General features: G+C 54.7%; 1 protein-coding gene and 2 pseudogenes. 1 reads left to right on the forward strand and 2 read right to left on the reverse strand.

The window, feature by feature from the left end:
- Positions 1–136, reverse strand: a pseudogene (locus BN1800_RS39610) (IS6 family transposase); the annotation flags it as partial.
- Positions 137–141: 5 nt separating this feature from the next.
- Between BN1800_RS39610 and BN1800_RS39615 the strand changes: the two are divergent.
- Positions 142–378 (forward strand): annotated as a pseudogene (locus BN1800_RS39615) (bifunctional folylpolyglutamate synthase/dihydrofolate synthase); the annotation flags it as partial.
- Between the two features lie 48 nt (positions 379–426).
- On the opposite strand, the gene trxA reads toward BN1800_RS39615, so the two are convergent.
- A partial coding sequence (gene trxA / locus BN1800_RS39620; RefSeq protein ID WP_087006380.1) for a thioredoxin occupies positions 427–707 on the reverse strand: 281 nt, incomplete at its 5' end.

The following is a 707-nucleotide window of genomic DNA, read 5'->3' on the forward strand; positions in this document are numbered from 1 at the left end:
CAAAGGGAACCGAAAATACAGCCAGACCGCACGGGCGATGATCTGCGGTGGAAAGCGGTGGTTCTTGTAGCTTACGGTCGGACTGTTCATCCCAACCCATTACCAGACAACCGTTAAGCCGCTGACAACGTGACATCGCCGGAAAAGGTCTTCTGCGTGCCGATCCGCGGCAGCGACGCGATGATCGATCCTGTGGTTCTGTCAAATTCTGCCTATGATGCTGGCCTTGTCGCCGAGCCGATGTCCACAGTCGGTGAAGCGTTGGACGTGATCAAGGAGACCCTTGATCCGCAGGTTCCGCCGCCGCGAATCCTGATCGGCGGTTCTCTCTATCTCGTCGGCGATGTCCTTGCTGACACTGGAACGCCCCCCAAATGAAATAGCCCGGTCGAAGCCGGGCTATTTCATTCAGTATGCGATCAAAAATTAAGCTGCGTTCGAAATCCAGCTCGAAAGAGCGGTCTTCGGAGCAGCACCAACCTTGATATCGGCAACTTCACCAGCCTTGAAGATGGCAAGCGTCGGAATCGAGCGGACGCCGAACTGAGCTGCCAGTTCCGGGTTTTCATCAATATTGAGCTTGGCGACCTTAACCTTGCCGGCAAGTTCGATCGCAATTTCCTCAAGACTCAGAGCGATCATCTTGCACGGACCGCACCACTCAGCCCAAAAATCAACGACGACGGGTTCTGCAGATTCCAGAACTT

The organism is Rhizobium sullae, assembly GCF_900169785.1.
Lineage (GTDB): Bacteria > Pseudomonadota > Alphaproteobacteria > Rhizobiales > Rhizobiaceae > Rhizobium > Rhizobium sullae.